This is a genomic window from Desulfosarcina variabilis str. Montpellier, assembly GCF_048565275.1.
In the GTDB taxonomy this organism is placed as follows: Bacteria; Desulfobacterota; Desulfobacteria; order Desulfobacterales; family Desulfosarcinaceae; genus Desulfosarcina; species Desulfosarcina variabilis.
Map to the genome: position 1 here is coordinate 590,747 of NZ_CP159846.1, position 24,796 is coordinate 615,542.

Below are 24,796 nucleotides of genomic sequence, written 5' to 3' on the forward strand. Positions count from 1 at the left end.
GGACGCCTGTGCGCCAATGACCGCCACTTCCCTGGCCGATGACCGGCGGCGCTTCCTGCGCCAGGTCGTCCGCCAGGCCCAGGTGGAGTTCAGCCGTCTGGAATCACCCGCCAAGGTCATCGACAGCGTCCTGCTCACGGCCATGGGTGCGTTGGGGGCGGCGTGCGGATTCAGCAGCTGGTGCCGGTCGGGAGCAGAACGCCGTCATGTGGTCGGCCGCGGGCTGGATGACAAGACCCTTCTGGCCGTGGACCGCCGGTGGGACGATCTGATGGCCTGCTGCTTTGCCGCCGGAGACAATTCCCCTGACGCCGATTGCACCCGGGTTCGGATATTGCCGGTCAGTCCTGATCTTCCCCTACTGTCGTCTACTCCGGCGCTTTGCATTCTGATCGGTTGGCGATCGACCACCGATCTGGCCGGTCTGATGGGCATTGGGGAAGGCTTGAAGGGCGCACCATTTAGCGACAGCGATATCGATTTTCTCTACCACCTGGTGGACCATATGCTGATGGAAATGCGCGCCATGGCGGACAATGCCCTGCTGCATTCCCTGACCAACGAATTGAATCAGGCCAGGCAAAAGGCGGACGAGGCCAACCAGCGCAATGACGTCCTCAAGACGGAATTGGAGGAGGCCGGCTTCAGGCTCTCCGGATTCAACGATATCTTCCACGAACTCAGCGGCCTGACCGAGAGTACCAAGATCATGGATGCCTTCTTGCTGGTCATGCTGGGCATTTTCAGTGCCCGGAGCGGCGCTATTTTCTACGCCGACCCTGTTTCCGGGAAAACCCATGCCGCCTTGCGGGGATCCGGCGATAGCCTTGGCCCCGCTGGGCCGGACGAGGTTAGCAACCTGCTGGCGGCGATATTTGGGTCGAGTTTCGGCTTGCATGGCGAAACGGCGCAGGCGGCTGCCATGCCACCGGAGCAATTCAAGAGGCTTGATCGGTTTATCCCGCGCATCAAGCTGGGGGTGCTTTTTCAGATCGATGGACAGGCAAAGGGGGTGGTATGCCTGGGCCAGCGGCTGGTGGAACATCCTTACGAGGCCAATGACCAGAAACTGCTGCAGGTGTTTACGCACACCTTTCTGGCGTTTTTGAAAAACAGCCGATCCTTTGAGACGATTACCCATCTGCATGCCGAGCAGCAGCAAAAGACCATGGTTCAGGAAAAAACCGTCCAGGCGCTTTCCGAATGTCGTCTGGCCATCGATGGCATGGAAAAAGCCGGTGAGCGGATCAAGGCCGCCATCACCCGGGCCCTCAGGCGAACGACCCGGGTATCGGTTTTCGATATTGTTCTCATGGTGGTGGCCGGTACCATTCTGGGGGTGATCTACAATTATGCCAGTCCGTCGGGCATCCCCCTGGCGCCCCGTGTCTGGCAGTACCCGGAGCCGGCCAGTATCGACATTCATGACGCCAGAAGGCGGATGGATGCTGGAGAAATACTCATGGTCGACGCCCGGCCCACGGAATTTTTCAACCAGGGGCATATTCAGGGTGCGCTGAACCTGCCCCTGGCTCTTTTCGATTTTGTCTATATGATGCGCTTCAGCAAGATCGACCCTCAGCGGCCCATCGTGATCTATGGCCGGAACGTCAGCCGCCACTATGATGAGGAACTGGCGTTTCAGCTCGCCCAGCGCGGCCACGCGCATGTATTTGTGCTGCGCGGCGGATTAACGGCGTGGCGGGCCAGCGGGTTTGAGGTGGGGCCATGATGGCGACCTTCAAACGGATGCTCACCCACCCCCTTGTCGCGCTGATCCTGCGCCTTTATCTTGCCGGCCTGTTCATTTATGCCGGCATGGTGAAGATCAACTATACCGCCGAATTTGCCGAGACCATCGCCAGCTATCGCATGGTGCCCCACTGGGCCGTGAACGCCATGGCCGTCGCCATGCCATGGGTCGAACTGGTCAGCGGCATTCTACTCTTATGTGGGATCCGTGTGCGCTCGGCGATCGTGGTGATCGGAACGCTGCTGATCATGTTTACGGCCGGCATTGCCGTCAACCTGATCTGGAAGGCTCCCATTGACTGCGGCTGTTTTCACACCCTGGGGGATAGCATCAGCTGGAAAACCCTGGTGCGGGATCTGATTTGGGTTGTTATGGCCGTGCATGTCTTTTTCTACGACCGCTATTTTCACTTGGAATATAAACTCGACAGGATTGCCAGGGAGATGGAATGAAAACCAATCGCTCTCAAGCGGTGGCGATGGGCCTTGTTTTGTTGATCACATGCATGTCATTTCTATGTTTGCATTGTGACCGGCATGAGACCATCGTGGGCAAATACCAGGCGGTAGACACCGGCCAGCCGGACCGGCCGTCGGCCACGCTGGAGCTGCAGGCAGGCGGAAAGGGACTCTGGTCCATCGAAACGGACAACGCCCCATTCCGGTGGAGCTTGCACGAGAAGACCATTCGACTGCATACCCAGGCCGGCGGTATCATCCAGGGTGTCATCGACGGTGAGCGCATCCGTATCGATATGCCCGGCACGGGTGTGATTCTCTTCGAGCGCCAGGAGTAGTACCATCCATCCGATCTATGCGGTTGTGGGGGGATCCGCTTCCATCAGGTGGTGGTAACCTTTCTCGGCCGCCAGCATATCCAGATGCAGGGAGGCCGCCTGTTCCAATGGTGCATAGAAACAGCGGTCCATTTTGCGGACATCCACCACCTTCAGGTAGTGCCGGCACTGGCCGCAAAGATTGACCCGGTATTCGGGTTCGGCATCACTGAAAAAATACGACAGATTTTCGCTGTCGCTGTTGCTGCACAGCGGGCAGGCCATTCGTCTGACTGGCCAGCGATGCCCGCACAGGCCGCAGTGCAGCCATTGCCGGCCTTCATCATCCAGTTCGCCGATGAGGGGCGGCTTGCCGCAGATCGGGCAGCTGCTTTTGTCGGTCTGGTCGTCGGCCAGGCGGTCGGCGAGCTGTCGGGCACTCTTTTCCACACTGGGCCGGGCCGCCAGCTGAAAAAAAAGGCCCAGCATGTCTGCACAAACGCCCAGCTCAAGGGCCAGCGAAGCGATTTGAGCGTCCTTCAGAAGATATTGATCCAGGCTGCCATCGGCAACCACGCCGTCATCCATTGCCTTCAGCAGGGCCAGACCGGCATCTTTGAGTTTTTCTCCGGAAGATACCGCAATGCGGCAGATGATCCTCAGCAGTTTCCCGGCCGCCGGAAGATCCATGGGAAAGGCGGCCGGGTCGATAAGAGAAAAATCTTGGTTGAATTGCATGTCCAGGTGGGATTCGTCGATGCACATTGCCGGCGGGGATGTTTTTGCCGCTGCTTCAAGCTGGGCCCGGTAGACCGGACCGTAAAAACCGAGGATGGCGGCATAGGCCGGCCGCTGTTTGGAGAGACGGGCGACCGCCGCATCAATCGCGGCTACATCGATAATTGGACGGGAATTGGTCATACGAGAGAGCCCTTTTTCATTTTTCGGATGTTCTCGGTTGCGAGTTAAACGATGATGATGCCATGGTGGCTCCGTAGGGGCACCCCCCTGTGGGTGCCCTATTTATCAGGGCAGGCACGAAGGGCCTGCCCCGTCGAAAAACGAAATGCCATAACACCTATGCCAACTGCTGCATTGCCCGGGTAAACGGACGTATCATTTTTTTCAGGGCCATGGTCCGGGTGATGCCATGATTGCCGGTAGACGCCATGAGGTACTCGTAGTATGCGCTTGGCTTTTCGGCGATCAGATAGATCACGCCCACACTGTCCGCATCCACCAGCTGGGCGCCGGCATGCTTCTGACCGACCGTAGCCAATCGCTTTTCGGCCAATTCGAGCATTTTGTCCCGCTCACCGAAGTTCATGGTGCCGGTGGGACAGGTCTGTACGCAGGCCGGCAGCAGACCGTTGCTCACGCGATCGTTGCACATGTCGCATTTAGCCAGGGTGCCGTCGGCCGCCCGGCGCGGAATGTTGTACGGACAGGATTCGATGACATCGTCAATGAATAATTTGCTGGTGTTGGCCGTAAAAATGACCGCTCCGGTTTTCTCATCCTTGTAAATGGCGCTTTCATCCATGGCCGTGTCCACACACGGCGGCTCAATGCAGTGACGGCACTGCTCCGGGAAAAACAGCCATTTCAGCCGGCCGTCGATCTGGGCTTCCTCCATGCGGACCAGTTTATAGGTGGTGAAGGAGAGATCCTCTGGGTTCTGAAAGGTGCCCCGATTGGTCGTCGCTTCGGCCGGCAGGTCGTGCCACTGTTTGCAGGCCACCTGGCAGGCCCGGCAGCCCGTGCATCGGGTGGTGTCGATAAAAAATGCGTAACTCATGCCGTCCCTCCTTTTAGCGTTTCGCCACGTTGACCATGAAGGCTTTGGTTTCCGGAATACGGGTATTGGGATCACCGGCCGGCGGCGTCAGCAGGTTGGCGCTTTCCTCCTTGCCGTTGGACGGCCATCGCCAGCCATAATGCCAGGGAATGCCCACCTGGTGGACTGTCAGACTGCCGATTCTGAACGGCTTGAAACGCTTGGTGACAATGGCGCTGCACTCCACCTGCCCGCGGGCCGACCGGACCATGACGCGCTGGCCGTTCTGGATGCCTTTGAGCCGTGCCAGCTCCTCGCTTATTTCGACGAACATCTGGGGTTGCAACTCCATGAGCCAGCTTTGCGTACGGGTCATCAGTCCGGTTTGCCAATGTTCGCTGACCCGGTAGGTTGTGGCCACGTAAGGGAAGCGCGGATCGCAGGTGGCATGCGCATCGGCCGCAGTGGCGTAAATCGCCGCCGTGGGATTGAGCATCTGGGGGTTCATGTAGTTCTTCTCTACCGGGCACTCCAGGGGCTCGTAATGTTCGGGGAAAGGACCGTCGGCCAGTCCCGGCCCAAAAATCTGGCCATGGCCATGCTTGCGCATGATAAACGGATATTTGGTATCGTCCCGCCAGCTGCCGTCGGGGTTCTGCATGGGATACCAGCCACCGTCGGGCACGTCCCCCAGCCATTTTTTGGAGACATACTTGCCGTCCTTTTCATCTCCCCTGAAGTAAATCACCCAATCCCTGCGGTCCCAGGGCACGCCCTTGGCATCCACGGAGGCGCGGTTGTAGATGATGCGCCGGTTGACCGGCCAGCACCAGGCGAACTCGGGATAAAGGCCGATCTGGTTGACCGCGTCTTTGTGCTTGCGGCGGGCGGCCATGTTGCCCTTTTCCGTGTAGCTGTTGCAGTAGAGCCAGTTGCCCGACGAGGTGGATCCATCGGCCTGGAGAAAAGCAAAGCTGGGTACCAGGCTGCCTTTTGGATAGGTTGTGTCCTTGATGGTGACATCCTTGAGAAAATAGCCGTTGATCTCTCTGGCCACTTTATGCGGATCGTACACGCCGTTTGTAGTGTAGTCCCATTTCAGGTTGGCGATGGGCTCGGGAAAGACGCCGCCGTCCCGGTAGACTTCTTTTATCTTCTCTCCCAAGGCCAGGATGATGTCGCCGTCCGGCCGGCTGTTGCCCATGGGGTTGGGGCCCTGGTAGCGCCACTGCATCCAGCGGCCGCTGTTGGTGATGCTGCCCTCCTTTTCCACGGATACGCAGGCCGGCAGCATAAATACTTCGGTTTTGATGTCGCCCGGCGTCATTCCCGGCCCCTGCCAGAAGGATCCGGTTTCGTTGTCAAAGAGGTTGACGTTGACCATCCAGTCCAGCTTGCCCATGGCCTCGCGGATCTTGTTGGCGTTGGAACCGCTGCAGGCCGGATTCTGGCCCCAGGCGAAAAAGCCCTTGATTTTCTCCTTGTACATGGCGTCGAACAGATCGAACCATGAATAGATCGCCCCGTCGTCCACCTTTGGCAGCCATTCGTAACCAAAATCGTTCGCCGCACCGGCCTTGTCGCCGAAAAATGATTTTAGCAGGGAAACACTGTATTTGGGATAGTTTTGCCACCAGTTGGCCGACAGGGGATCATTGCTGGACGGGGTCCATTTCTCGTTGTAGGCGGCCAGGGTGGTGTTGGAGGCGCGTGGGGTCTTCAGGTAGCCGGGCCAGATATGCCATAACAGACAGTGATCCGTGGAGCCCTGAACATTGGATTCGCCGCGCAGGGCGTTGACGCCGCCGCCGGCCACGCCCATGTTGCCCAGGAGCAGTTGAATAATCGACATGGTGCGAATATTTTGCGTACCGGTGGTGTGCTGGGTCCAGCCCATGGCGTACATGATCGTCCCGGCCTTGCCGCGTGCACCGGTGGTGCTGTACACTTCATAGACCCGTTTCAGGTCCGCTACGGCGGTCCCGGTGATTTTGGAGACGGTTTTCAGATCGTAGCGTTGATAATGTTTCTTCAGCAGCTGGAATACGCATCGCTTGTGTTTGAGGCGGCGGTCCATCCGGGGCACGCCCTTCTCGTCCATCTCGAAGGCCCATTTGCTCTTGTCGTATTTTCCGGCGGCCGGGCCCTTGGCGCTTTTCTCATAGCCGGAGAAGAGTCCGTTTTTGAAATTGTACGATTTGCCCACAATAAAGGGGGCATTGGTGTAAAGCGATATGTATTCCTGGTTGAAGCGCCCGTTGTCCAGGATGTATTTGATCATGCCGCCCAGAAAGGCGATGTCCGTGCCCGAACGCAAGGATGTGTAAATATCGGCCTTGGCTGAAGTCCGTGTAAAACGGGGATCCACGCTGATCAGTGTGGCGCCGTTTTCCATGGCCTGGGTGACGTACTTGAAGGAAACCGGATGATTCTCCGCAGCGTTGCTGCCCATGATAAGAATGCAGTCGCTGTTTTTGATATCGATCCAGTGGTTGGTCATTGCACCGCGTCCGAACGACTCTGCCAGAGCCGCAACCGTGGCGCTGTGTCAAATGCGCGCCTGGTGCTCGATATACACCAGTCCCAGGGCCCGCATGAGCGCCTGATAGGTCCAGCACTCCTCATTGTCCATGGCCGCACTGCCCACCGAGGCGATGGCCGTGGTTCGGTTGACGGTCTGGCCCTTTTCGTTTTGCAGGGTAAAGCTGGCGTCGCGGGTCTTCTTGACGCGCTCGGCAATGTGTTCCAGGGCCCAGTCCCAGGAGACCGATTGCCATTTATCCGCGTAAGGGGCCCGGTACATGGGCTGGGTGAGCCGGTTCTCGTTTTCAACCAGCTGCTTCAAGGAGGCGCCTTTGGAGCAGAGCGCACCCCGATTGATCACGTGATCCGGATCTCCCTCGATATTGAGCACCCGGCCGTCATCCCGTTTGCTGGTATGCACGATGGCACCGCACCCCACCGCGCAATAACAACAGATGGTCGTGGTCTCCTTGGCATACTTGGTCTTCAGCATGCCGGCATGGGCTTTGACCGGTGCCAGGTCAAACCCCAGTCCGCCTACGGCCAGTCCTGCAGCCGTGGCACTGCTGATCTGGATAAACTGCCTGCGGTTGACATCCATGGTCCTCTCCTTTTCGATAACCGGTTTCTTTTTCCGAAAACGCTAGCATGGGTGCGGTTACACCAAAGATACGAGATGGATACTATCTGGGGTTACGAGGAGCGGGGACGTCAATCGGAGGGAAGGATTTTCTCATATAACCGGGTGGTTGCCGGATCGGGGGTAGTGTCCAGCTCTGTTGCCAATACTTTTGCCAGCGCGTGGTAGACTTTCAGGGCCGCACTGCGTTGGCCCTGCCGGACGTGCAGGCGCATCAACCGCTGATACGCCGCCTCGGTCAATGGATCCACCTGGATGACGGTTTTACAATAGCGTGTGGCCTGGCTCAGCTCGCCGTCCTGTTCAAGAATTCCGGCCGCCTCCATGAGAACGGCGATGAATTGATCCTTAAGGGCGGCGCGTCTGGTTTCGGCGCCACTCAGGTAAGGCTCTTCCGGCAGGAATTCGCCCTGGTAGATATCAATGGCGTCGCGGCAGGCGGCCAGACGCAGCGGATCATCGTCGTCATTTCTCAGCTGCCGGACCTTGTCGCAGGCCGCCAGGAAATCGTTGACATCCACACGGCAACAGTCCATGTCCAGGCTGATGCGGTTTTCCTTGAGCAGGATACAGGATGCGCCCGTACGCGAGTCGATGTCCGGGTCCAGAATTTTGCGCAACCGGTGAAGGGTTATCTTAAAGCGTTTCAATGCCGCCTCATAACCGCTTTCCGGCCACAGGGCATCCATGAGAATATCTTTGGGAATTTCCCGGCTGCCGTTCACAACGATCGCTTTGAGCAGAAGCTTCTGGCGCAGGCCGGACCACTGGGTGTCGGTTACCACCCGCCCGTTCTTGCGGACCTCGAATCCGCCCAGGGTGCGGATGTCGAGATGCGGTGGAAAGGCCCGGGCATTGACGGATTGGACTGGATTGGAAATGGGGGCCGTTTGACCGGATGACCTGGTGGAAAAACCGATGCGTAAACGAGACACCAACCGGCGGGCCAGCAGCGCGGTTTCCTGATTCTTGCTGTGAACGGCCGGTTCGCAGGCGGCCGCGATGTCACCCGCAGATAGAATGGAAAAGGCTTCATATCCTTTTGCCCTGGCAAGGTCCAGGGCCGATTCGCGGGCGCGTTTGGCACTCGACTGATTGGCAAGTACCGTTGCCACCAATGACAGGCCCAACCGTGCTTCGACCAGTGACAAATAGCTGGAAACGCGGTCGAAGAAATGGCAAGCCGATTCCAAGGCCTGCCGGGCGGCAGGCAGGTCGCTGAGATGGTAGGCCACCATGCCTAATATCAGGCGGCAGCGATAAAGGTGAACGCTTTCTTCCCCCAGGCTCTGGGTGATTATCGTAATGGCCTTCTCCGCCCATGTGCGGGCCTGCTCAAAACGCCCCTGATGATAAGCGTTGAGCGCCCGCAGACGAAAGGCAAGACCGCTGTAAAAGGGATTGGCGGCCAGTGTGGCCACATCCATCAGATGGCTGGCCGTGCGGCCCAGCATCTCGAAGCGCTGTTGATGAATGTGTAATAGCCCCGACAGATCCACGTGAATGGGGTAGAGAAAAAGCAGGCCGAAGCGGTCGATGGCTTCCTGATTGGCACCCTGCAGGAGCTGGGCCTGTTCCAGATTGCCCTGCGACAGGGCCAGTTTCATACGCACGATATTACGCAGGGCACGATACTCCGGGTATGCGGCAGCCACCAGATGGCTGATATGGGCCAGCGATTTTTCAGCCGCGGTAAATTCTCCACTCAACGTGAGTCCGAAAACATGGACAATGGTGGCGTTGACCGTAAGAATATCGTCTTGCAGGGTATTGGCCAGCAGCATGGCGTTACGGCAGGCGGAGAGCCCTTTTTGCAGATCGCCGGCACCAGTGATGTATCCAAAGGCTACCTGCATCCATAATGTGGCTTTGGCAAAGGGATAGTAATGATTTCCACTGACCTTTTCGAGCAGCGTCCAGGCCGTTTCCAACCAGCCTTTCAGGTCGGTTGCCGGATGGCCGGTGAAAATTGCCGCTTCGATGAGATAGGATAAGGCCAGCAACTGGCCCCGTTGATTGCCGATGGCGTTGAACTGATCAAAGGCGTTGGTAAAAGCCGGGATATTTTTCCGTCCACCGCGGATGCGCTTTCCCATCAATCGATAAAATGCCAGCCAGGGGTCGTTCTGAACCATGGCATCGGGTAGAACGTCGATCCATGCGGCCAAATCGGAGAAACGCCCCTGGGCGCAGAGCCCCATGGCAATTTTTTTGATTCCCGCCGCCGCTTTGCCGTAGCTTTGCGCCTGCAGGAAAAAGCGGATGGCGCTTTCAAAATCGGATTCCCTCCAGGCCAGATCAGCGGCCCGCATCAAGAGGGTCTGTTGTTCCGTCGTGCCGATCGTCGTATGAAATTGATCGAGCAGAAAATCGCGAAACAGTTGGTTGTAGCGATAGCCCCAACCGGTTTGGGCGTCAAACAGCGGGTGGATGAACAGATTGCGTCTCACCAGTGTGTCAAGGATTGCCTGGGTTTGTTCAACCGGCTTGTTTCCCAAGTAGCGGGCAATCGATTTGGGGGCGATGGTGTCGAAAATCGCCGAATGTACCAGAAAATGGCGTATGGGATCATCCAGACCGGAAAACACCGTTTCAGAAAAATAGGTCAGACGGTCACCGCGCATGGCGGCGGGGAGACCGCTGTCGATAAATGGCAGCCGCTGATCCTCAGGGATCTGGCTCAGGGCTTCCCATGCCAGGACCAGACCACCCGTCCAGCCGTCCGTAATTTGTCGAATTCGGGTCGCTTGGGCCGGTGCCAGGCACAGGTCATGCAGCTCAAGAAAAAACTGGGTGATTTCCTCGTTGCTAAACATTAACGCCGCATTATCCAGAACCAGCAGTTCCTGACGCATGCGCTGATCTTCCAATTCCAGCGGCGGTAGTCCCCGGGAGACGAGAATCAGGCAACTGGGCGGATAAATGACATCGCGAATCCGGTGGACCAGGGATAAGCTGTCTGCGTCTTTGGCAAGGCTGTCCAGACCATCCAGAACAAGTCGAACCGGAGCTTTGGCGATGACCGATTGGATGAACACGCCGGCCTGTTCTACAATCCGATCCGGACCGGATTCCGGTCCCAGAGAAATCCCCGGGGTTTTTAGAAATGACGAAACGTCCAATTCCGGGCGGGCGGTTTTAAGGGCCTGAACCAGCAAACGGAAAAAATTTGCCGGATCACTGTCACTCGCATCCAGATGCATCCATGCCCCGGTCGAACCGTCTAAACGAGCAATATTGGCGGCCAGCGTCGATTTGCCCTGGGCTGCCTGTCCGGTAATCAGGATGACCCGCGCCGTTGTCGCCCTTATGACCTGCTCGATCAATCGTGGACGGGGAATCGTCCGGGCAAGGTCCGGAAGAACGGTTTTTGAGATGATGCGCGTATTGGACATGGTATTTTAGGTCAGTGGTTCCATAAGGACTTACATCGATTCGTCATTATCGGCTATATACCACTTTGTATGATTGGTGCAAACAGCATGAATCGGGTGTAATTGTTTATTACCTGTACCCTAAAGATGTGTTATAGCAATATTTGATTCAATCACCCTGGGGAATGATGGTTGCCATGAATGCGACAAAAACGGTTCTGGTCATTGACGATGAAACAGCTACGCTGACCATGTTTCGCCTGTTCCTCAATGCCTATGGTTACACGGTAATGATCGCTGAAGATGGAAACACCGGCCTTGGTCTGGTCCGTGAGCACCGCCCGGATATCGTCTTTACCGACCTTAAAATGCCTGGCACAGACGGATTCGAGGTGCTCAAGCAGATTAAAAAAATGGCTCCGCGAACCGAGGTCATTGTCATCACCGGCCACGGCGATATGGACCACGTCATCCACGCCTTGAACCTTGATGCCACCGATTTTATCAATAAGCCCATTGGCCGAAGCGCACTTGATGCGGCGCTCAAGCGGGCCGAATCGCGGCTTTCGGGTGACCGACGGAATGCCTGCGCGTTAACTTTACAGTTTACTGACAACGTGGGAATTCTAACCATTGACGGCACTCTGTCAGGCGAGCACAAAGCTGAGCTGGCGACACTGCCGGAGCGCGTAACGGCGGCCGGCGCCAAGGGTATCGTCGTCTGCTTTGACGAGCATGCAGCCGTCAACGGTGCCGGCCTGGCTTTACTCACCCGCTTGATTAGCGAGGCAAAGTCCGCTGCCATACCGGTTTCCATCGCCGGGCTGTCGGAAAATGTCGAGACGATTTTCGACATGGTTGGGATCACCAAAGTTGCGCCCTGCGTCAAGACATTGGAAGCGGCGGTATTGGTCATTGACAAAGTGTCATCAGCGTGATTGCCTGTTTGTGGCTGTTGTGCGTCAGCTAAAAACAAGCTTGCGGTTTTGAATTCGAATCAGTATATAAACCAAGATCATCTCAGCAAGCAAGAGCATCGTTCACATCCATTCTAATACAAATCGTTTTTTTGTCGTAGCGCACCAACGAGGAGGCACTATGGTTGATTCCCAAAGCTGGGACTGGGACCCTGGTGAAAAGAAGATTTCAATAGGTTCTTGGAAAGACGAATATCAATGGGTTGAAGAACCGTATGTGAGCCCTGATGGCGAGAAAGTCGCCGCCATTGTCAATATTGACGAAGGAGAATTCACGGTCTGTGTGAATGGTCAGACCTGGGGAGAAACGGTTTTTGATAAAATATGGCATCTGCGCTTTGCTCCAGATGGCCGTCTGACCGCCATTGTCTCTGAAATGGGAGAATGGACCATGGCTGTGGACGGTGTGGCATGGGAAAACAAATTCGGCTATGTCTGGGAGCCCCGCTTCAGCAGTGATGGTGCCAGCATCGCCGCGGCCATTCAGCAGGACATGAAATATGCCATGGTGCTCAACGGCACGCCATGGGAGCAGATGTTCAGCAATATGACCTATTTTGCCCTGAGTCCGGATGGCCAGCACACCGCAGGGGCGGTTCAGGTGGAGAATGTGGATTCGGGTGAAATTCATAAATTCCAGGAGGGATCGTTTACGGCTGCCATGGATGGCAACCCGTGGGATGCCCGTTTCGTGAACGTCTGGAACCTGGCCATCAGTCCGGATGGGCAGCATCTGGCCGCTGAGGTGCGTCTGAACCTGTATGAATATACCATTGCCGTGGATGGGGTTGCCTGGCCCACGCGTTACACCACCGTCTGGGAGCCGGTGTTCAACCCCACCACCGGAGCGGTGGTCGCGCCGGTGCGGGAAAAAGGCCAGTGGACCATGGCCGAAAATGGAAACACCCTCTGGGACCAGCGATTCGTTCAGGCTTGGCACCAGATGTTCAGTCCCGACGGCAGCCGCCTGGCCGCCATCGTGGCGCCCAAATACGGCCGCTGGACCGTTGCCGTGGACGGCGTGGCCTGGCCGGCGACCTTTACCAAACTGGTCACCGATGTCGTGTTCAGCCCGGATAGCCGGCGCATCGCCGCCCTGGCCAAAGATGACGAGACCTTCCGTGTGGTGGTGGATGGCAGCCCCTGGTCGGATCGATGGGACATGGTCTGGAAACCGGTTTTCAGCCCTGACGGCAAGGATGTGGCCGCCAAGGTAGAGAAAAACGGTCAGTATACTTTTGTTGTCAACGACCGGGTCTGGTCGGGGTCCGTTGATGCCGCCTGGGAGCCGGTTTTCAGCCCCGACGGCAAGCACTTGATGGTGCGTACGATCGAATCCGGCGAGTACGTGCGCCGGGTCATGCCGGTCTCTGAGATTACCGGTTAACCGGTTTGAATCCGTATCATGATCGGCAATCACCTTGGGAGAGCAGATCACTGAGGAGATAATTTGATGCATAGCTTATACAACCTTGCAAGCGGACCACTGGCCTGGGTGGCCTTTTTGCTTTTCTTTGGCGGCAGCGTCTATCGGATTGTCCGGATGCTGGTGCTAGTGGCTCAAAAAGAGAATTTTATTTTCACGTATATGAGCTGGCGTTACAGTCTGCGGTCGATCCTGCACTGGATCACCCCCTTTGCCACGGTCAACTGGCGTCGCCAGCCGGTGCTCACCGTGGTAACCTTCGCCTTTCATATCTGTTTGCTCGCCGCACCGATTTTCCTGATGGCCCACGTCATGCTCTGGGAGGAATCCTTTGGCCTGAGCTGGTGGACCCTGCCGGATGCCGTGGCCGATTGGATGACCGTCATCGTTGTTCTGGGGGCCATTTACTTTCTGGTGAGAAGATTGACCCAGCCGGAAGTAAAGTTTGTCACCTCGGCCTCGGATTTCGTTATTCTGGCCATTGTGGTCGCACCGTTTATCACTGGTTTTCTTGCCTACCACCAGTGGTTCTCATATCCGCTGATGATGAGCCTGCATGTGCTGGCCGGTGATATCATGCTGGCGGCCATTCCCTTTACGCGCCTTAGCCATATGATTCTTTCGCCCTTCACCCGGGCTTATATGGGATCGGAGTTCGGCGCGGTCCGTCACGCCCGGGACTGGTAAGCCGCATTGCATGCTAAAGACGATGGGCCGGTAAATGTAATCGGCTTCAGCTAAAAAGGAGTTTTCAAGATGGCGGAACCGTCAAAAAAGGAACCCACCACCGTCGTGGATGATGGCATCGACGTCGGCATTTCGCGCCTTACCGTTGATAAAATCGAGTCGGTGATAAACAGCGTCATCAATGACGAGACCGGTGCCCGGTTGAAAACCTATGTGGACACCTGCATCCATTGCGGATTGTGCTCGGAGGCCTGCCACTACTATCTCTCCCATGACAAAGATCCCCACTATTCACCGGTGGGCAAGGTCAAGCAGACCATCTGGGTGATGATCAAAAAGAAGGGGCGCGTGAGTCCGGAATTTATCCGGCAGGCAGCCATTATCGCTCATACCCAGTGTAATCTTTGCAAACGCTGTGCTCAGTATTGCCCGTTTGGCATTGATATCGCCTATATGATGTTGGTGGTCAGACGCATCATTCACCGTCTGGGAGTCACGCCACTTTACATTCAGGACACGGCCCACAGCCATAGCGTGACCATGAACCAGATGTGGGTCAAAGGCGATGAATGGCCCGATACGTTGCAGTGGCAGGAGGAGGAAGCCCAGGCGGAGATTCCCACCCTGCGGATTCCTTTGGAAAAGGAAGGCGCGGACATTATGTACAGCGTCATTGCCCCGGAACCCAAGTTTCAGGCCCAGCTGATTTATCAGACCGCGGTGATCATGAACGTGGCCGGTGTCGACTGGACCATGCCCGCCTCTGTGGGCTGGGACAACAGTGACATGGCCATGTACACCGGTGACAATGAAATCATGGGGCGGGTCAAACGGGCGCATTTTGAGACTGCCGAGCGCCTCAAGGTAAAAAAAATCGTCATGGGCGAATGCGGCCATGCGTTTCGCAGTGTTTACGATATGGGCAACCGCTGGCTGGGATGGGCCATGCCGCCGTTTACCATCGTCCACGCCATCGAGTTCTATTACGATCTGATCAAGTCCGGGCGGATCAAAATCGCCAAAAAGTTCGATCGGCCGATTACCCTCCACGATCCGTGCAATGTGGTGCGGGGCGGCGGATTGCACGAGAAAGCCCGTTATGTGGCCCATGCCATTTGTGAAACCGTTGTCGAGATGCATCCCAACCGCGAGCACAACTACTGCTGCTGTGCCGGTGGGGGGGTGATCAATACCGGCCCCCCATTCAAAATGACCCGTATCGAGGGCAACCGGGTCAAGGCCGAGCAGCTTTTCGGGGCCAAAACCAATGGGGCCGAAGTGCTCGTGGCGCCTTGCCACAACTGCCACAGCGGGCTGGAAGACATCGTCCACCATTATGAAATCGGACTGGATATCAAATTCTTTGGGGACATCATCTACGAAGTCATGGAAAAGCCGGAGTGAGGCCAGGAGGAAGCATGAATATCGTCAAACGGATTGCCTTGCCACTAACGTTAATCGTTGGAATCGTTTTCATCCTGACCACGGCTTGGTCCCAGGACGAAATGACCGTTGTAGATAACTCGGTCTTCGACAATCCCCAACGTCCCGTTTCCGTGTTTGAGCATGACCTGCACAACGAAGCCGCCGGGATTGATGAATGCAACGTATGCCACCACGTCTATGAAGACGGTCAGCTTGTGGAGGATGAATCCTCTGAAGATATGAGCTGTTCCGATTGTCATGACCTTGAAACATCCGATGGCCAGCCGCCGCTGATGAGCGCCTTTCATGCCAATTGCAAGGGCTGCCATGAAGCAGAAGGCAAGGGACCGATCATGTGCGGAGAGTGTCACATCAAATAACGAATCGACGGATGATCGATCGCTTGACGTGGATACGGGGTGTTGCGTATATTTTAATTGAATATAGCATTCAAGATAATGTTTTTGGGCTGCGTTATCGGTCGTCGCGGTATTGATTATACAGCTTTCTCCCTCTGGCCTTGCCAAAAACATTATCTTAAACACTATAAAACGATGATGCTAACCATTCAGCATCCAAGGGAAGGTGGCTATGCCCAAGAAAATTCTCATCATCGACGACGATCCCATTGTCGTGAAATATCTGGAGGCCGTGTTCAGCGACAACGGCTATGAGACCTGCACGGCCAGCAGCACCATGGAAGGTCTGGACGTGGTGAAAAAGGAAAAACCCGACCTGATCACCCTTGACCTGCAGATGCCCGGTGAATGGGGACCCCGCTTTTACCGCAAACTGCGCAAGGACAAGGAATTACGTGAAACACCGGTGATTGTGGTCAGCGGCATCGATGGGGATCATGCCATCAAGGATGCCATCGCTTTTGTCAAAAAGCCTTTTGATCCGGAAAAGCTGGTGGGGATTGTAAAGAACACCATCGGGTAGGGTAAACGCCCGGCCGCCAGCCATGACTAAACGGCCGATGGCTGGCGGCTTAAAAGAAGACTCCCTTTCAATAAAGATCTTTTTGACCCGGCATTACTACTTGGTCAATTTTTGCATATTTTTTGATATGCTTTCATCAGTCGTACTGAATTCCCTAAAAATATAAACACATTTGAAAATCTTAACGATCTCACTTGTCGCGTTTTTTTTGATTCAGCCAGCCCAAGTCCTCTTTGCTGATGATTTTTATCTGGATAGTGAACGCAACAGCCGAACCCTGCGCTTTGAGATTGACAATGATATTGTCTGGAACGATGACAGTGGATTCACCAATGGGTGGAGCCTTCAGTATCATTCACATCGTTCAGCCCGTTGGGAGGACACCAATACGGTCGAGCCGGTAAAATGGGTGGGGCGCCATTTTCCAACGCTCAACGATGAAAATGCCATTGTCCGCATCAGTCACGGGATCGGTCAAAATATGATTACCCCCGGAGAAATCCAAGCGGAAATCCCCCAAGATGGTGATCTGCCCTATGCCGGTACCCTGACGTATACGCTTGGCTGGCAGAACTTTAACCGGCAGAAAGCCTCGAATTTTCAGATCTCTGTCGGTGTTCTCGGACCGGAGTCCTTTGCCGAGCAATTTCAAAAGTTCATGCACAATGATCTGGGTTTTGGTGAGCCCCCCAATGGATGGGATACGCAACGCGACACAGAACCGATCCTGAATTTAGGCTATCAGTATGCCTATTGTCTGGCGAGAATCGGCCGATATGAGAACGGCTGGGCGGGACAGCTGGCCGTGGCGCCGAGCGCCTCTTTAGGAAATCTTTTCACCGCGGCTGAGCTTATTTTGGCGGTGCGGTTCGGGTGGAATATGCTCGAGGGGTTCAATACCTATGCCGCCCCGCCCGGTCGCGGGTTTTTCCATGCCGCCTATCTTCCCAAACCCACATCGGCATCCCCCCATGCCATAGAATTCGTATTGGGGGGGCGGGGCACGGGCCTGGCCTATTCGGTCATTTACGATGGCAGTCTGATAACCGAGGACGATAGAGATGTGGACCGGAGGGGATTCTTCTTAACGGCTGGTTTCGGTATCTACTATCATTATTACGATTATCTGTCTATCAGAGCGACCATCCAGAAATCCTCCGATCTTCTTAAAACGGACGCCATTCCGGATCCTGTGCCGGGTAGAAACAAGACTGACGAGGATGTCTCATTTGGGTCTTTGATCATCGATTTTCATTTCTAAGCCGTTTTGATAGAGGCCGGTGCTGCTGAAAATCATCTATATAGTAAACCTAAACGGGGCGCTTACAATCTTCGCAGTATGGTGTATTTTTTTGAGACCAAACTAGTCTTTCTCCACACATATTACAGATGCTAATCTGTTCAAACTCCCAGGTATGACAACAAGAAAGACATATCCATTGGTCCTTCGTTTGAAGCACGCCATGAGAAGAACAATTGAGGCAATCAAATGGTCCCACATAATTCAAATCAGACCCACATTCTAGTGCGAGTTGTTTCCAGTGAGTGGTGTTATTGCAAAAGGCACAACTGTATTTTGGATCGCTATTCGGCAATAATGGGATTGCATCTTGTAGACACACAGGACACTTAAGTGGTTTGGCGTAAAAAGATTTTTTCAATTGGTTTAACAAAACGTCGTTGATTTCATTTTTTTTATCTCGAATAAATTTTAAATGCGTATCCATTATTTCACAAGTTTGGTCAAACAGGTTCGTTGAATACGAGTCATTGGAAAGATTCATGTGTTTTGAAATAAAATCAACGATAAATGGCCAAACCTCAACTAAATTGCTTGTAATTTGAACCTTTGACCCCCTAAATTTAGAATGTTCAATTTTATCGTAATCTTTTCGAATTTTATTTAAAATATAATCGTATTTATCAATATCCATTCCGCAAAATGCATATAACTTCTCTTTTAAATCCTTAAAATCTAAGGGGGCGTCCCAACCTGTGTCAACGTTGATTTTTGGGTGATGCGTATCCTTTTTATTACTATGGATATGGGACCGATGTTCGTCAGACAGCCTTTTTTCCAATAACAGCCTTATTCCACTCCATAGATGGAATACAGAATATTTTAAGGATATTATATCTGGTATTGTTTCATCGAGCCGATCCACTGCATCCAATAGATGAATCAAACTATTTTCCAACAAATTGGATTCCATAGTATCCTCCATTGATAAAAAATCTTTGAAGATCCGCTGAATAGGCTCAATTAATTTTCGTTCGAGTGCGAATACAGATGTATCAATTTTCAGTTAATCAAATTTCCAGGCAGGAATGTCGGTTTAAATTGCATATTCTATATCGCGTCGGCTTGCAGAGATACTACAATGCGTGGGTCGGGCGTGTCAAATATTGTGATAGACGGGATTTATTTCTTAGCATCTTGAATATTGCTGCCAAACTGATATGCTAGTTGAGTACCTCTCTAACGGCATAGTTTTTTGACTTAACTGAATAATACCGAGTCAAAAGTGCAAACGAAAACCAGAGAACAATATAACTCTCATCCACTCATCCAAACAAAGCTATTTATACCCCACTTTGGCCCGTTTGCGCGCTCGCAATCAAATGAGTGAGTTGCGGGTTACTGATCTGAGTTTTACCCATGACGAAACGGCTGCCTTTTTAAATGAAATGATGAAACTGGGGCTCACCGAGCAGGAGCTCGCCATTCTCGAATCCCGCACGGAAGGATGAATTGCAGGACTGCAACTGGCAGCGTTATCCATGCAGGGTCACAAAGACATATCGGCGTTTATAAAAACGTTTGCGGGAGATGAACGCCATATTGTGGATTATTTGGCAGAGGAGGTATTGAATCTTCAGCCGGCGCATGTGCAGGATTTCCTCCTGCAAACGTCTATTCTCAACCGATTATCAGGATCGCTCTGTGATTTTCTTACCGGTCAAAAAGGCAGTCAGAAAATATTGGACGACCTGGAACGCGCTAATCTGTTCATTTTGCCGTTGGACAACAAACGCTGCTGGTATCGGTATCACCACCTTTTTGCCGATTTGCTTCGCCAGCGATTGAACCAGGCACATCGCGTTCGTATACATGACCTGCACACCCGGGCCAGTGAATGGTATGAGCGTAATGAGTTTAGCGAGGAAGCCATAGAGCATGCGTTAATGGCCAAGGATTTTAAACGGGCAGTGCGTCTGGTTTTGGGACTTGCTGAAGTCATGTGGAAGCGCGCTAAACCGGCAAGGCTGTTTCGATGGTTAAAAGCATTGCCTGATGAATATGTCCTATCGAGCCCTACGCTTTGTATCATATACGCTTGGATACTTTGTGATAACGGTCAATACCAGGCCGCCGAACGGCTATTACAAACGGCTGAAAGGATCCTTGATTCCATTAATACTGGAAATACAGCAAACCCTCAAATTGAATCAAAAAGCCAGCCTTCCTTAACGGTTCGGGATTTGCAGGGTAGAATCGCTGCCGTTCGGGCATACATGGCGACCGGCCAGGGGGACGTGCAACGTATCGTGAACTTCTCTGAAAAGGCGCTTCAATTCCTCCATCAGAACGATGCAACATGGCGTGCCGGTGTTGCGATGTCCTTAGGTATGGCGCACACGATCAAGGGCGATAACGGTTCGGCCGTCAAAGCGCTTTCAGAAGCTGTGTCCGCAAGCAAAACAGCAGGCAACGGCTCTCTTTATCTGATCGCCAATATCTGGTTAGCCGTTCGCCTGAAAGATTATGGCCAACTCCCGCGAGCGATTGACATATGCAAGCACCTCTTCGGAGTCCTGGCTGAAGAAAAACTGACAAATACTGCAGCGGAAGGCGGATTGATCAGCATCTGGGGAGAAGTTTTATACGAATTGAATGAACTGGATGAGGCACTGCGCTATGAAAAAAAAGGTCTTCTTCTATTGGAGCAAGGACACCATGTTGGTGCCCGCGGTTGGGCCTATTTGTGTCTGCTGAAAATTTTAACCGCCAAAAAAGATTTTTCCGGCATCGAAGAATTAATTCGGGAAATAGAGAAACTAGAGCAGACATCTGATGTGCCACCCTGGATTACTCCCTGGACCGAAGCCTGGAAGGCACGCATATGGCTGATGCGTGGCAACTTGGACAGAGCCGTCAGTTGGGCGGAAGAACGCGGATTAAAACTGGATGACGATCTGAATCCTTTGCGCGAACCTGAATATATCATGTTTGCAAGAATTCTTATCGCCGATGGCCAATTGAATGATGCGATGGAATTGTTGGAACGTCTGAGCAAAGCGGAGGAAAAGGACGGTCGTATTCTGAGACAGATTGAAACGCTGATTCTGAAAGAACAAAAGAACATAAACGAAAGCTTAATCACCCTTGGGACAGCCTTATCTCTGGCCGAATCCGGAGGCTATATCCGCATTTTTTTAAATGAGGGTCCCCCAATCGCCCAATTGTTGGAAAAAATTCTCGATGGAAAAGCCGATGTTTCACGGGCATATGTTAAAAAATTACTGTCCGCATTCCGGGCGGAAAAAATCATTGAAGCAGAAGAGGGACTGGCTGAAAATTTAAGTGACCGGGAATTGGAGGTGCTGCGGCTCATCGCGGCCGGCCTGTCCAATAAAAAAATCACAGAAGCACTCTTTGTTTCATTGAGCACCGTTAAAACCCACCTCAGGAACATCTATGCCAAGTTGAACGTGCATAGTCGCACCGAAGCCATCGTTAAGGCGAAAACACTGGAATTATTATAGTGCCGATCATTTTACCCTCCTGTACCCTTACCTGAAAAATCATCCCTGAAAATCATCCTTTCGGACGATTACATCTCCCGCCCGACGTTATACGTTCATATACAAACAAGCGGTATTTTTCTTTGAAGGGGGCCTTTAGATGTCAACAGACAACGCTTGGCATGGTCCGGCGGACTATCAAATAAAGGTAAAAGGATGCCTTGGAAGCCAGTGGTCCGATTGGTTTGACGGCATGACAATTGAGCCTGAGGGGGCTTTCACAACCATAACGGGAAAAGTGCTGGACCAGCCTGCGCTGCACGGATTGCTCGTTCGCATACGGGATCTGGGCTTGCCTTTGATTTGTGTCAAGCGCGTTGAATGAGAAAGGAGACCTCATGAAAGACATGAATCATGAAAATATCAAACGACCTTTGCAAAACATTATCTTCCGCATCCTGACGTGCATACTCATTCTGGCTGCCGGTATTATCGGCATTAAAGGGCTGGCCGGCATGAAAAAACCGCCCGCCACAGCCAGAAACGAGGAGTACGCCCTGCAGGTGGAGGCCATCCGGGCGCAGCCGGCTGATGCGCCGGTGCGCATCACGGGATATGGAGAGGTCCACGCCCTTACCGTGGTGCCCATCTCGCCGGCAGTCTCCGGGACGATCGTAGAGACTCATCCCCGTTTGGACGAGGGGGAGATCATCCCCATGGGGGAAACCCTGTTTCGGATCGACCCCCGTAACTATGAGGCCGCTGTGAAAGAAGCGCGTGCAGTGGAAACCCAATGGGAAAACACCATTCGGCGCCTTAAGAAGCAGTTTGCGATCGATCGGCAGCGCCTTTGTACATTGCAGCGCAACCGAAAGCTGGCCGAAATGGAATTTCACCGATTGCGGGACCTTTTTCACAAAGATAAGGTCGGTACCCGTTCCAATGTGGAGAAAGCCGAAAAAGCCTTCAACGCGGCCATGGACCAGGTTGATCAGCTGAACCAGGCCCTGGCGCTGTATCCCATTCAAATCAGGGAAGCACTCAGCAGTCTCGCCTCGGCCCGGGCCCGATCGTCGCTGGCGGTTGCCAATCTCGAGCGCTGCACGGTGGCGGCTGATTTCGATGCCCGGGTGAAATCGGTATCGATCGAGAAGGGGCAGTATGTGGCCCCTGGCCAGAAGGCGCTTACCCTGGCCGATGATTCCACACTGGAGATCCATGTCCCCCTGGACAGCCGCGATGCCCGCCAGTGGCTGCAGTTTGCCGGCAGCCGTAAACGGGGGGAAACAGCCTGGTTCAACGGGCTGGTACCTGTGATCTGCAGCATCCGATGGACCGAAGCGGATGGCCGCATCACATGGCAGGGACGCCTGCACCGTGTGGTGCGTTTTGACCAGCAAACCCGCACCCTCACCGTAGCCGTTCGAATCGATTCGAATGATGCTGCCGTAAACGACGTAAAGGGTTTGCCGGTAGTGGAGGGGATGTTCTGCTCGGTGGATATTCCCGGAAAGACGCTCAACAATATCTACCGTCTGCCCAGCTGGGCCGTGAGTTATAAAAATACCGTCTACAAAATCCAGGACAGCCGCCTTACCACTGTACCTGTCACGGTGGCACGCGTTGACGGTGACACGGCGATTGTATCGGAAGGGCTCCAGCCGGAAGATCTGGTGGTTTCCACCCGGCTGGCCGATCCTTTGGAAAATATCCTCCTGGAAATTACCAATGTGGATACATTAAGGAGGTCGTCATGAAGCGCATTCTGGCTGCTTTTGCCGGCAATCGTGTTTTTGCCAACATCTTCCTGGTGCTGATTCTCATGGCCGGAACAATCGCGACCCTTTCCATGGTCCGGGAAAATTTTCCTGAATTCTCAGTCGACATCATCACGATTTCCGTAGCATATCCGGGCGCTGATCCCGAAGAAGTTGAAGAAGGCATCAGTCTCACAATCGAGGAATCCCTTGAAGGATTGGAGGGGGTCAAGCAGACCACCACCGAGTCCCGGGAAAATACAGGCGTGACCATCGTAGAGGTAAAAGCGGACTATGATACAGGCGATGTCCTGGAGCGGGTGCGGGCCAGGGTGGATGCGATTTCCACCTTTCCAATGGATGCCGAAAAGCCGGTTATCACCGAGCTCACCGTCAAGGAGCCGGTGGTGATCCTGTATCTTTCCGGCGATATGAGCGAACGTGGCATCAAGGAGTGGGCCGAGCGGATTAAAAGTGACGTTCAGCAGATCCCGGAGCTGTCGCAAGTCACGGTGTTCGGGGCTCGCGACTATGAGATTGCCATCGAGGTCTCCGAAGCGCGGCTGCGAGAATACAACCTGACCTTTGACCAGGTGGTAAACGTTGTGCGCCGCAGTAATCTTAACCTGGCCGGCGGCACCATTCGCAGCCAGGGCGAAGAGATCCGCGTACGGACCGTCGGTCGTAAATATACGGACAAGGAATTGTCTCAAATCGTGGTCATGGCCAGACCCGGGGGCGAAATCATCACCCTGGACCGCCTGGCCGTCATCAATGACGGTTTTACCGAAGACCCCATCAAAGCCCTGATCAACGGTGAACCATCTACGTGCATCGCCAAAGCGGCCTGCCGCCGCTAAAAGCCGCGGTGGAGGGGGCCTGTGAGGTGGGGATGCCGGTGACAGCCGCAGTGCTCACCACCATTGTGACTTTTTTGCCCCTGGCCTATGTGGGCGGCGTCATGGGAAAATTCATCGCTATCCTGCCCGCGGTGGTCATCGCCTGTCTGACCATTTCTCTATTGGAATGCATCTTTCTGCTGCCTGCGCATTTGAGCCATCTGCCGGATCCCAATATCAATCACCATAAATTGAGCCCGATCAGTCGCGCCATGGGCCAGATCCACGACCTGACCAACCGGGGCATGGAATGGCTCGTGGCCCGCATCTACGCCCCCTTTTTAAGCAAAGCCCTATACTGGCGTTACATTACGTTTTGCGCTGCTGTTGCCATCCTCTTTTTGACTTTTGGGTTGGTTCGCGGTGGATTTGTCAAGTTTGAAGTGTTTCCAGGCGTTGATGGGTATATCATGACGGCCAGCCTTGAATTTCCCGAAGGCACCCCGGCGGACGTCACCGAAGACGCCCTGCGCCGGGTGGACGATGCCCTGCTGCGACTGGCCGAAAAGACCGACACCCGAAGCGGCGAGCCATTGCTTAAGGATCGCATATTTCTGGTGGGCCAGACGCTGGAGGACATTCCGCGAACAGGCCCGCATTTAGGATCGGCCCAGGCCACACTGCTGCCTTCCCAGCGCCGCGGCATTCACTCCAAAGACCTGATGGTGGCGTGGGAAAAAGAGATCGGACCGATTCCGGGCGTCAAATCGTTGATCGTAGAAGGCCATCAGGCCGGTCCGCCGGGATCCCCCATCGAGGTATGGATCCAGGGTCACGAAATGGATGTCATCCTGGCCGCTGTCGACGATCTGAAAAAATGGCTGTCCCGCATCGACGGTGTTTACCAGATCCGCTCGGATTATGCTCCGGGGAAAAATGAGGTGCAACTGACGCTCAAACCCGAGGCCCGCACGCTTGGGCTCACTGTGGATGACCTGGCACGGCAGGTGTACGCCGGCTATTTTGGTGATGAAGCCGCGCGTCTGCAGCGTGGCCGGGATGATATCCGGGTCAAAGTGCGCTATACTACCAATGAGCGCCGACGCCTCACCTCTCTTGCGGCGGATGCGGATACGTACATCCCAGGGCCATGAG

General features: G+C 54.2%; 21 protein-coding genes. 16 read left to right on the top strand and 5 right to left on the bottom strand.

Features of this window, described 5'->3' with window-relative positions; genetic code table 11:
* The first annotated feature begins 16 nt into the window (after window positions 1-16).
* The 3 genes from Dvar_RS02680 to Dvar_RS02690 are packed head-to-tail and all read left to right on the top strand — an operon-like array spanning window position 17 to window position 2,549.
* Window positions 17-1,732 (top strand): rhodanese-like domain-containing protein, encoded by a 1,716-nt coding sequence (locus tag Dvar_RS02680; protein WP_419660189.1) that lies wholly within the window; start codon window positions 17-19, stop codon window positions 1,730-1,732.
* The gene (locus Dvar_RS02685; protein ID WP_419660190.1) at window positions 1,729-2,205 is read left to right on the top strand and encodes a MauE/DoxX family redox-associated membrane protein; all 477 of its coding nucleotides are present in this window, start codon (window positions 1,729-1,731) and stop codon (window positions 2,203-2,205) included. The genes Dvar_RS02680 and Dvar_RS02685 overlap by 4 nt, the downstream gene beginning before the upstream one ends.
* Window positions 2,202-2,549, top strand: coding sequence for a hypothetical protein (locus Dvar_RS02690; protein ID WP_419660191.1), 348 nt, complete (start codon window positions 2,202-2,204; stop codon window positions 2,547-2,549). Before Dvar_RS02685 ends, Dvar_RS02690 begins: the two co-directional genes overlap by 4 nt.
* Window positions 2,550-2,564: 15 nt before the next feature.
* Here Dvar_RS02690 and Dvar_RS02695 read toward each other — a convergent pair whose 3' ends face one another.
* The 4 genes from Dvar_RS02695 to Dvar_RS02710 form a co-directional block, all read right to left on the bottom strand.
* Window positions 2,565-3,449 carry a formate dehydrogenase accessory protein FdhE gene (locus Dvar_RS02695; protein WP_419660192.1) on the bottom strand — a complete coding sequence of 295 codons (885 nt, stop codon included), beginning with the start codon at window positions 3,447-3,449 and terminating at the stop codon, window positions 2,565-2,567.
* 157 nt (window positions 3,450-3,606) lie between these two features.
* Window positions 3,607-4,326 (bottom strand): 4Fe-4S dicluster domain-containing protein, encoded by a 720-nt coding sequence (locus Dvar_RS02700; protein ID WP_419660193.1) that lies wholly within the window; start codon window positions 4,324-4,326, stop codon window positions 3,607-3,609.
* A 13-nt stretch (window positions 4,327-4,339) separates the two neighbouring features.
* Window positions 4,340-7,429 (bottom strand): formate dehydrogenase-N subunit alpha, encoded by a 3,090-nt coding sequence (gene fdnG, locus Dvar_RS02705; protein ID WP_419660194.1) that lies wholly within the window; start codon window positions 7,427-7,429, stop codon window positions 4,340-4,342.
* A 110-nt stretch (window positions 7,430-7,539) separates the two neighbouring features.
* Window positions 7,540-10,863, bottom strand: coding sequence for a BTAD domain-containing putative transcriptional regulator (locus Dvar_RS02710; RefSeq protein WP_419660195.1), 3,324 nt, complete (start codon window positions 10,861-10,863; stop codon window positions 7,540-7,542).
* A gap of 176 nt (window positions 10,864-11,039) precedes the next feature.
* On the opposite strand from Dvar_RS02710, the gene Dvar_RS02715 reads away from it, so the two are divergent.
* From Dvar_RS02715 to Dvar_RS02745, 7 genes are all read left to right on the top strand, one after another.
* A complete protein-coding gene (locus Dvar_RS02715) occupies window positions 11,040-11,780 on the top strand; it encodes a response regulator (RefSeq protein ID WP_419660196.1) in 741 nt (246 codons plus the stop codon).
* 160 nt (window positions 11,781-11,940) lie between these two features.
* Window positions 11,941-13,206: an electron transfer complex subunit TmcD gene (gene tmcD, locus Dvar_RS02720; RefSeq protein ID WP_419660197.1), complete on the top strand. Its 1,266-nt coding sequence runs from the start codon at window positions 11,941-11,943 to the stop codon at window positions 13,204-13,206.
* Window positions 13,207-13,272: 66 nt separating this feature from the next.
* Complete coding sequence (gene tmcC, locus Dvar_RS02725) at window positions 13,273-13,932, top strand: TmcC family electron transfer complex membrane anchor subunit (protein WP_419660198.1); 660 nt, start codon at window positions 13,273-13,275, stop codon at window positions 13,930-13,932.
* Window positions 13,933-14,001: 69 nt separating this feature from the next.
* Entirely contained in the window at window positions 14,002-15,336 is a 1,335-nt protein-coding gene (tmcB, locus tag Dvar_RS02730) for an electron transfer complex ferredoxin TmcB (RefSeq protein WP_419660199.1), read from the top strand.
* A gap of 14 nt (window positions 15,337-15,350) precedes the next feature.
* A complete protein-coding gene (tmcA, locus tag Dvar_RS02735) occupies window positions 15,351-15,737 on the top strand; it encodes an acidic tetraheme cytochrome c3 TmcA (protein ID WP_419660200.1) in 387 nt (128 codons plus the stop codon).
* A gap of 211 nt (window positions 15,738-15,948) precedes the next feature.
* Window positions 15,949-16,299 carry a DVU0259 family response regulator domain-containing protein gene (gene divK, locus Dvar_RS02740; RefSeq protein WP_419660201.1) on the top strand — a complete coding sequence of 117 codons (351 nt, stop codon included), beginning with the start codon at window positions 15,949-15,951 and terminating at the stop codon, window positions 16,297-16,299.
* Window positions 16,300-16,507: 208 nt separating this feature from the next.
* Complete coding sequence (locus Dvar_RS02745) at window positions 16,508-17,560, top strand: lipid A deacylase LpxR family protein (RefSeq protein ID WP_419660202.1); 1,053 nt, start codon at window positions 16,508-16,510, stop codon at window positions 17,558-17,560.
* A gap of 49 nt (window positions 17,561-17,609) precedes the next feature.
* On the opposite strand, the gene Dvar_RS02750 is transcribed toward Dvar_RS02745, so the two are convergent.
* Complete coding sequence (locus Dvar_RS02750) at window positions 17,610-18,512, bottom strand: hypothetical protein (protein ID WP_419660203.1); 903 nt, start codon at window positions 18,510-18,512, stop codon at window positions 17,610-17,612.
* Between the two features lie 409 nt (window positions 18,513-18,921).
* Here Dvar_RS02750 and Dvar_RS02755 point away from each other — a divergent pair, with 409 nt between their 5' ends.
* From Dvar_RS02755 to Dvar_RS02780, 6 genes are all read left to right on the top strand, one after another.
* Window positions 18,922-19,050, top strand: coding sequence for a hypothetical protein (locus tag Dvar_RS02755; RefSeq protein WP_419660204.1), 129 nt, complete (start codon window positions 18,922-18,924; stop codon window positions 19,048-19,050).
* 30 nt (window positions 19,051-19,080) lie between these two features.
* A complete protein-coding gene (locus tag Dvar_RS02760) occupies window positions 19,081-21,066 on the top strand; it encodes a LuxR C-terminal-related transcriptional regulator (RefSeq protein WP_419660205.1) in 1,986 nt (661 codons plus the stop codon).
* Window positions 21,067-21,205: 139 nt separating this feature from the next.
* Window positions 21,206-21,430, top strand: a complete 225-nt coding sequence (locus tag Dvar_RS02765) for a hypothetical protein (RefSeq protein WP_419660206.1) — start codon at window positions 21,206-21,208, stop codon at window positions 21,428-21,430.
* A gap of 13 nt (window positions 21,431-21,443) precedes the next feature.
* Window positions 21,444-22,802, top strand: a complete 1,359-nt coding sequence (locus tag Dvar_RS02770) for an efflux RND transporter periplasmic adaptor subunit (RefSeq protein ID WP_419660207.1) — start codon at window positions 21,444-21,446, stop codon at window positions 22,800-22,802.
* On the top strand, window positions 22,799-23,662 hold the full coding sequence (locus Dvar_RS02775) for an efflux RND transporter permease subunit (RefSeq protein ID WP_419660208.1): 864 nt from the start codon (window positions 22,799-22,801) through the stop codon (window positions 23,660-23,662). The genes Dvar_RS02770 and Dvar_RS02775 overlap by 4 nt, the downstream gene beginning before the upstream one ends.
* Window positions 23,632-24,795, top strand: coding sequence for an efflux RND transporter permease subunit (locus tag Dvar_RS02780; protein WP_419660209.1), 1,164 nt, complete (start codon window positions 23,632-23,634; stop codon window positions 24,793-24,795). Before Dvar_RS02775 ends, Dvar_RS02780 begins: the two co-directional genes overlap by 31 nt.
* Window position 24,796: the final 1 nt, after the last annotated feature.

Coding starts and splice junctions, on each gene's coding strand:
- Dvar_RS02695 (WP_419660192.1), bottom strand. CDS start 3,449: ATGACCAATTCCCGTCCAATTATCGATGTAGCCGCGATTGATGCGGCG.
- Dvar_RS02750 (WP_419660203.1), bottom strand. CDS start 18,512: ATGGAATCCAATTTGTTGGAAAATAGTTTGATTCATCTATTGGATGCA.
- Dvar_RS02690 (WP_419660191.1), top strand. CDS start 2,202: ATGAAAACCAATCGCTCTCAAGCGGTGGCGATGGGCCTTGTTTTGTTG.
- Dvar_RS02760 (WP_419660205.1), top strand. CDS start 19,081: ATGCAGGGTCACAAAGACATATCGGCGTTTATAAAAACGTTTGCGGGA.
- Dvar_RS02685 (WP_419660190.1), top strand. CDS start 1,729: ATGATGGCGACCTTCAAACGGATGCTCACCCACCCCCTTGTCGCGCTG.
- Dvar_RS02770 (WP_419660207.1), top strand. CDS start 21,444: ATGAAAGACATGAATCATGAAAATATCAAACGACCTTTGCAAAACATT.
- tmcA (WP_419660200.1), top strand. CDS start 15,351: ATGAATATCGTCAAACGGATTGCCTTGCCACTAACGTTAATCGTTGGA.
- Dvar_RS02700 (WP_419660193.1), bottom strand. CDS start 4,326: ATGAGTTACGCATTTTTTATCGACACCACCCGATGCACGGGCTGCCGG.
- Dvar_RS02755 (WP_419660204.1), top strand. CDS start 18,922: ATGAGTGAGTTGCGGGTTACTGATCTGAGTTTTACCCATGACGAAACG.
- Dvar_RS02710 (WP_419660195.1), bottom strand. CDS start 10,863: ATGTCCAATACGCGCATCATCTCAAAAACCGTTCTTCCGGACCTTGCC.
- Dvar_RS02765 (WP_419660206.1), top strand. CDS start 21,206: ATGTCAACAGACAACGCTTGGCATGGTCCGGCGGACTATCAAATAAAG.
- tmcD (WP_419660197.1), top strand. CDS start 11,941: ATGGTTGATTCCCAAAGCTGGGACTGGGACCCTGGTGAAAAGAAGATT.
- tmcB (WP_419660199.1), top strand. CDS start 14,002: ATGGCGGAACCGTCAAAAAAGGAACCCACCACCGTCGTGGATGATGGC.
- tmcC (WP_419660198.1), top strand. CDS start 13,273: ATGCATAGCTTATACAACCTTGCAAGCGGACCACTGGCCTGGGTGGCC.
- Dvar_RS02680 (WP_419660189.1), top strand. CDS start 17: ATGACCGCCACTTCCCTGGCCGATGACCGGCGGCGCTTCCTGCGCCAG.
- Dvar_RS02775 (WP_419660208.1), top strand. CDS start 22,799: ATGAAGCGCATTCTGGCTGCTTTTGCCGGCAATCGTGTTTTTGCCAAC.
- Dvar_RS02715 (WP_419660196.1), top strand. CDS start 11,040: ATGAATGCGACAAAAACGGTTCTGGTCATTGACGATGAAACAGCTACG.
- divK (WP_419660201.1), top strand. CDS start 15,949: ATGCCCAAGAAAATTCTCATCATCGACGACGATCCCATTGTCGTGAAA.